Below are 6550 nucleotides of genomic sequence, written 5' to 3' on the forward strand. Positions count from 1 at the left end.
CCCACAAGGACTCGCAGAAAGTCTGAGCCCGGGTTTACACAGGTCTCTTGTGGGAGCGAGCCTGCTCCCAAGGCGCCATGCCAGGCACCGCGTCACTTGACCCCAGGCTTGACCCGCAACGCCTTGGCCTTCGCCTCGATCACCAGATACATCACCACGGTAATCAGCAATGGCAGGATGAAGTAGATCGCCCGGTAGGCAATCAGTCCGGCGATCAGGCTGCCTCGCGACACTTCATGCTGCAGCAGCGCGACGAATACCGCTTCGAGCACTCCGAGCCCGGCGGGGATATGGGTAATCACCCCGGCGATGCTGCTGATCAACAACACCCCCAGCACCACCGGATAGTCCAGTTTACTCGGCAGCAAGGTAAAGATCACCGCCGCCATCAGCGACCAGTTCAGCGCGCCCAGTGCCAGTTGCAGGACGGCCATGCGCAGGGACGGCAGATTGATTTCCATACCGCGAATTGTCCAGGCCCGGCGCCTGGAGAAACGGCAGGCCGCCAGGTAACCGGCACTGGCCAGCAACAGCAGCACGCCGACGCCTTGCAGCGCATTGCTGCTCAGTTTCCAGCCCGGCGGCATGGTCACCAGGCCGCTGCTGAACACCACGCCGGCCAGGGTCATGTAGCCGAACCAGTTGGTGGCCAGGCTCAGGCCGAGAATCTTGGCGATGTTGCCGGTGCTGACACCGAGCCGTGAGTACAACCGATAGCGCATGGCGATGCCGCCGACCCAGGCACTGAGATTCAGGTTGAAGGCGTAACTGATCACTCCCACCGGCAGAATCTGCCGCCAGCCGAGTTTCTGCCGGATGTAGGTGCGACCGATCAAGTCGAAGCAGGCATAGGTGATGAAACTGGTGATCGTCAGTGCGGCAGCGATCAGCAGCGTGCGCAGCTTGAAGTCCGCCAGTGTCGCGAATACTTCGGACCAGTCGATGCGCCGCGCCAACGCGGTGAACAGCACAATCAGCAGCAGGAAAAAAGCCAGCGTCAGCGGGCGTTTCCAGCGGCTCCAGCGCGACTTCGGCTTGGCCTGTTCCGGCGCATGGGCGTCTCCCGGCGCGGTATGCGCTTCAGAGTGGTTCATGGGGTTCGCTCCGGACCGCCGTCGGCGGTGAAAAAGGTTTCAGACGAGGTTTATGGGCCGGCAGCCATCCGGCCCAGGCCGGGAAGTGACGCAGGAAGTGGAACACCATGAAACCGATGGTCATGCGCCACAGCAGCCCGCGCGGGGCGTGGTTCTCGGGCATGATGGTGCAATGGGTGCGGCTCAAGTGATCGAGGCGCTCGAACAGCTCGCGGTTGAACGCGCGGTCGCGGATCAGCACGTTGGCTTCCAGGTTCAGGGACAGGCTCAACGGGTCGAGGTTGCTCGAGCCGACGGTACTCCAGTCCTCATCCACCAGGGCGACCTTGCCGTGCAGCGGCCGCTCGCAATATTCATAGATCGTCACGCCGGCCTTGAGCAGATAGTCGTAGAGCATCCGCGCGGCGAGCTTGGCGATCATCATGTCCGGTTGCCCCTGCAGGATCAGGCGCACCTCCACGCCACGCCGGGCGGCGTTGCGGATCTCGCGCAGCAACCGGTAGCCGGGGAAGAAATAGGCATTGGCGATCACTACCCGCCGCTGGGCGCTGCGCAGCACTTGCAGGTAGACCTCCTCGATGTCGGTCTGGTGCTCGTGATTGTCGCGATAGACCAGGCGCACCTGGCCGTCATGATCATTGAACGCCAACTCGGTGCGGCGGCTGCGGCGGCGTTGCCACCAGTATTTGGCCCGAGCCGGCCGCCCGGTCTGCAGCAGCGCAAAATGGTGGATATCCACCACCGCCGGGCCTTTGATCTCCACGGAGTAATCCTGCTTGGCCTCGGGACCGAAGTCGCCCAAATGGTCGGCGGAGAAATTGATCCCGCCGATGAAGGCGATCACGCCGTCCACCACGACGATCTTGCGGTGCAGGCGGCGGAACCAGTTGGTGCGGATGCCCAAGTGCCTGGGAGCCGGGTCGAACATCTGCAGGCGCACCCCGGCCTCGCTCAACGACGCGAGAAACCCGGTGGTCAGTTCGCCGCAACCGAAACCGTCGAGGTTGACGGTAATACGCACCCCACGCTTGGCCGCATCCACCAGCAGGTCGCGCAGTTCAAAGCCGACCTTGTCCTCGAACAGAATGAAAGTCTCCAGGAGAATTTCTTCCTGGGCACGGCGAATTGCCTCGAAAACCCGTGGGAAATATTCCTCGCCATTTTCCAGCAGCGTCACACGGTTGTTGCCGTGCCAGCCGTATTCGATATCGTTCAGCGCCGGGTTGCTCTCGGTCGGCGGGACCTCGATCTTTTCCACCGTCGCCTTGTTCATCGTCGCGCTCATAATTCGATCTCCACCGACAGCGGTGCGTGGTCGGAAAGGTGCGACCAGGGACGTACATTCAATACTTTGGCGTGATGGGCCTTGAGGTTGCGCACGTAGATGCGGTCCAGACGCAGGATTGGCAGGCGTGCCGGAAAACTGCGGGCCGGCTTGCCCCATTGTTCGGCGAACACTTCGCGCAGGCCGCAGGGGGCGAGCAGGTCGGTGGCCTTGCCACGCCAATCGTTGAAGTCACCGGCGACAATCACCGGCGCTTCGGGCGGCAGCTCGCTCAGGCGCTGGCAAAGCAGTTTCAGCTGCTCGACGCGATGACCTTCGCGCAACCCCAGGTGCACACAGATTGCATGCACGTCCTGGCCTTCGCCACCCGGCAGGCGCAGCACGCTGTGGAGCATGCCGCGGCTTTCATGGCCGCTGATGGAGACGTCGAGGTTCTCGTGGCGAATGATCTGGAATTTCGACAGCAACGCGTTGCCATGGTCGCCCGCCGGGTAAACCGCGTTGCGCCCGTAGGCGAACTGCGGCCAGAGGGTATCGGCAAGGAACTCGTATTGCGGGATGCTTGGCCAGTTGCTGTAGCGCTGGGGATGGTGCTCGTGGGTGCCATGCACTTCTTGCAGGAACACCACGTCGGCGGAAACGCTGCGCACGGCTTCGCGCAGTTCCGGCAGGATGAAACGCCGGTTCAGGGCGGTAAAACCTTTATGTGTGTTGACCGTCAGGACGGTGAAGCGGCTGACCCGGTCGAAATCCCGCAACGACTGCTGGGTCGGGTCCCGGGTGGCTTCGCTGGATTCTGGTGTGGTCATGGCAATACCCCTTCGGCCGGGCGCACACCGGGAGCGGTGGCGAGATGCTTGTCCAGGTCGAAGCGCTCCAACAGGTGGCGCGCGTCATACGGTGCGCGGACTTTGATGTCGTTGTCGAAATAGCAGAACACTTCCCGGCTCTTGCGCGCCCGGGGTTTCTTTTTCGGATCGATCAACTGGGCGTCACTCGGTTGAGTGCCGTGGCTCCAGGCTTCGATCCGATCGCCCCAGCGCTTCAGCGCCTCGTCGGTGTAGCCGCTGGCATACAACTCTTCGGCGCCGTGCAGGCGCAGGTAGACGAAATCACTGGTGACGTCCTCGCGATACGGCCATTTTCCGGCGGTATCCGCCACTACCAGGGCGACGTCGTAGCGTTTGAGCAGGGTGACGAAGCGGGGATCGATGAAGCTCTCATGCCGGATTTCGACGGCATGGCGCAGCGCGCGCTTCCTGTCGGTCTTGGTGCTGGCGTGACCGTCCAGGCGCGGTTCGTGCTCGCGCGCCAGCGCGGCGGCGGCCTCGGTGTCGTGGGGCAGTTGCTTGAGGAAGTCTTCGAACAGCTCAGGGTCGAATTTGAAGCTCGGCGGAAACTGCCAGAGGATGGCCCCGAGTTTTTCCTTGAGCTCCAGCACCCCGGAGGCGAAGAAGTTCGCCAGCGGCTTATGGATGTCCCGCAGGCGCTTGATGTGGGTGATGAACCTTGGCGCCTTGACGCTGAAGACGAAGTCGTCGGGCGTCTCGGCGTACCACTGGGCATACCGTTCGGGACGTTGCAGGGCGTAGAACGATCCATTGATTTCGATGCTGTTGACCGCGCGAGAGGCGAATTGCAGTTCCCGCTTCTGAGCCAGCCCCTTGGGGTAGAAATCCCCCCGCCAAGGCGTGTAGCGCCAACCGGAAATACCAATGTGGATCGCCGTCATGTATCCCTCCCGTGCCAATGACCTCGTACCGCCTGTGTCTTTTGATGACCGCCGCGCGGGCTGGAAAGTTTCGGTGGAGTGCCCGGCGGCGGGGAAGAAGTGGACCCGTGGCGAGGGAGCTTGCTCCCGCTGGGGCGCGCAGCGGCCCTGTTTTTTGGCGACTGCTGCGCCCGAAGCGGCGGACCGGCCCAGCGGGAGCAAGCTCCCTCGCCACGGGGGGTGTATTTACCTCCGGGGCGAACTTGCTGGCGCAATATCGATCAGTTCCTTACCGACCCTGCCCGAAGGAGCCCCGCGTTTTGTCTCGATTGAGCACCGTATTGCTGTTGGTCCTGCTAACGCTGACCGGCACCAGCGCCTACGGGACCGCTGCGGTCCCCGGCACCGCCAAACCCGCCGAAGCCCCGGCCGAACCCGAACCGCTGGTGCAGGGCGGTTTGCTGGGCGCGATCAGTTCGAGCATCGATGGCGTCCAGGACAAGCTCGACCTCAACCAGAGCCTGGTGGACGCCTGGCGCCTGCGGGCGGACCGCGCGGCGGACGAGGTTGATCGCCTGGTGGACCAGACCTCCCGTTCCTCATGGCGCGTGGCGGGGGATTTCCTGCTGCTTTCGGGCGTATGGCTGGGGACGTTTGCGCTGATATGGACCGCCGCGCGGTTGCTGATGCGCCGCTTGCGCCGACGCCGCTGGCTACGCACCCGCCAGCGGGTGCTGGACGTGCTCGGCTATGTGCTGCCCTACACCCTGCCGGCCGTGGCCTGCCTGCCGCTGACCCTCTACGTCAGCCACTTCCTGCAAGTCTCGGTCGGCCGCGCGCTGGCGCTGTGTTTCGCCTACGCCACCAGCAGCGGTATTTTTTCCACGTCGGTGCTGCTCTGCGTGATGGTGATGTTCAACGCCGGGCACAAACGGCGCGCCGTGGCGATGCTGCGTCGTTTCAGCCCACGGCCGTTGTTCCTGATCGGCTTCCTGGCCGCCCTCAGCGATGCGCTGACCAGTCCGCAGATCGCCCGGCAACTGGGCGGCAATATCACCAGCAGCATCGCAGTGTTCACCGGGCTGTCGGCGTCGATAATCTTTGGCTGGCTGGTGATCCATATGCGCCGGCCGGTGGCCCACCTGATCCGCAACCGACCGTTGGCCCAGCGCTTGAAACAGCCGGCGTTGCAGGAGTCCCTGCGGATTTTTTCCGGCCTCTGGTACTGGCCGATCCTGTTGATGGTGCTGGTGTCGGCGGTGAGCCTGATCGGCGTCGGCGAAGACAACCAGAAAGCCCTGCGTTGCGCTCTGTTCACCACCATTCTGTTGATCGCGATGGTGTTCCTCAGCACCATATTCCAACATGTCTTCAAGTCGCCCAAGGCCGAAGCCATCCAGCGTAACAGCGCCTACAAGGGACGATTGTTGAGTCTGTTGCACGCGTTGTTGCGCATCGTCATGGCGGTGGCATTCATTGAAATCCTCGGGCGCATCTGGGGGATCTCCCTGTTCGAATTCGCTTCGCGCAACGCCGTGGGCCGGGCGATCAGTGACTCCTTGAGCCGCATCGGCCTGATCTTCCTGATGACCTGGCTGACCTGGGTGGTGCTCGACACGGCGATCCAGGAAGCCCTCAAGCCGCCGCTCAACAAGCGTGGCGCGCGTCAGCCCAGCACGCGGATCAAGACCATCCTGCCGCTGCTGCGCAACGCCGCCAAGATCATCCTGGTGGTGATCTGCGCGATCACCACCATGGCCAACCTGGGCATCAACGTCGCGCCGTTGCTGGCCGGTGCCGGGGTGGTGGGGTTGGCGATCGGTTTCGGCTCGCAGCAACTGGTACAGGACGTGATCACCGGGCTGTTCATCATCATCGAAGACACGCTGTCGATCGGTGACTGGGTGGTGCTCAGCTCCGGCCACGCCGGCACCGTCGAAGGCCTGACCATCCGCACCCTGCGCCTGCGCGACGGCAAGGGGTTTGTGCATTCGGTGCCGTTCGGGCAGATCAAGGCCGTGACCAACCAGTCCCGGCAATTCGCCTTTGCGTTTTTCTCGGTGCAGTTCACCTACGACACCGATGTGGACCGTGCCATCGAACTGATCCGCGAAGCCGGCGATTCGATTTCCGAAGACCCGTTCCTCAAGTTCAACCTGCAAGGGCCGCTGGATGTGTTCGGCGTGGACAAGATGGACCTCAACGGGCTCGTGCTCACTGCCCAGTTCCGTACTGTGTCAGGCGGGCAGTATGCGGTGAGCCGGGCGTTCAACCAGCGGCTCAAGAAGCTTGTGGATAACGAGCCGTCGGTGCATTTCGCGCAGACTTATCCACAGCAGGTGGTGATGCCGAAGCGGTTGGTTGAAGAGCCGAAGGCGGGAAATGAACAGCCTGATCAAGCTCAATGATGTGGTAACGCGGAGTGCCTCTTCGCGAGCAGGCTCGCTCCCACAGGTTGAT

5 protein-coding genes are annotated in these 6550 nt (G+C 62.9%); 1 reads left to right on the forward strand and 4 read right to left on the reverse strand.

Annotation, left to right across the window (positions count from 1 at the left end; genetic code table 11):
- Positions 1 to 92: 92 nt before the first annotated feature.
- The 4 genes from ACE04F_RS01470 to ACE04F_RS01485 are packed head-to-tail and all read right to left on the reverse strand — an operon-like array spanning position 93 to position 4111.
- Positions 93 to 1094, reverse strand: coding sequence for a lysylphosphatidylglycerol synthase domain-containing protein (locus tag ACE04F_RS01470; RefSeq protein WP_486104221.1), 1002 nt, complete (start codon positions 1092 to 1094; stop codon positions 93 to 95).
- Positions 1081 to 2379 (reverse strand): cardiolipin synthase ClsB, encoded by a 1299-nt coding sequence (gene clsB, locus ACE04F_RS01475; RefSeq protein ID WP_486104223.1) that lies wholly within the window; start codon positions 2377 to 2379, stop codon positions 1081 to 1083. Before clsB ends, ACE04F_RS01470 begins: the two co-directional genes overlap by 14 nt.
- Entirely contained in the window at positions 2376 to 3188 is an 813-nt protein-coding gene (locus ACE04F_RS01480) for an endonuclease/exonuclease/phosphatase family protein (RefSeq protein ID WP_486104225.1), read from the reverse strand. Before ACE04F_RS01480 ends, clsB begins: the two co-directional genes overlap by 4 nt.
- Positions 3185 to 4111 (reverse strand): DUF72 domain-containing protein, encoded by a 927-nt coding sequence (locus ACE04F_RS01485; protein WP_486104227.1) that lies wholly within the window; start codon positions 4109 to 4111, stop codon positions 3185 to 3187. The genes ACE04F_RS01480 and ACE04F_RS01485 overlap by 4 nt, the downstream gene beginning before the upstream one ends.
- Positions 4112 to 4410: 299 nt before the next feature.
- Here ACE04F_RS01485 and ACE04F_RS01490 point away from each other — a divergent pair, with 299 nt between their 5' ends.
- Complete coding sequence (locus tag ACE04F_RS01490) at positions 4411 to 6498, forward strand: mechanosensitive ion channel family protein (protein WP_486104229.1); 2088 nt, start codon at positions 4411 to 4413, stop codon at positions 6496 to 6498.
- Positions 6499 to 6550 lie beyond the last annotated feature (52 nt).

This window comes from Pseudomonas sp. AGC41 (genome assembly GCF_057334555.1).

Coding starts and splice junctions, on each gene's coding strand:
- ACE04F_RS01480 (WP_486104225.1), bottom strand. CDS start 3,188: ATGACCACACCAGAATCCAGCGAAGCCACCCGGGACCCGACCCAGCAG.
- clsB (WP_486104223.1), bottom strand. CDS start 2,379: ATGAGCGCGACGATGAACAAGGCGACGGTGGAAAAGATCGAGGTCCCG.
- ACE04F_RS01485 (WP_486104227.1), bottom strand. CDS start 4,111: ATGACGGCGATCCACATTGGTATTTCCGGTTGGCGCTACACGCCTTGG.
- ACE04F_RS01470 (WP_486104221.1), bottom strand. CDS start 1,094: ATGAACCACTCTGAAGCGCATACCGCGCCGGGAGACGCCCATGCGCCG.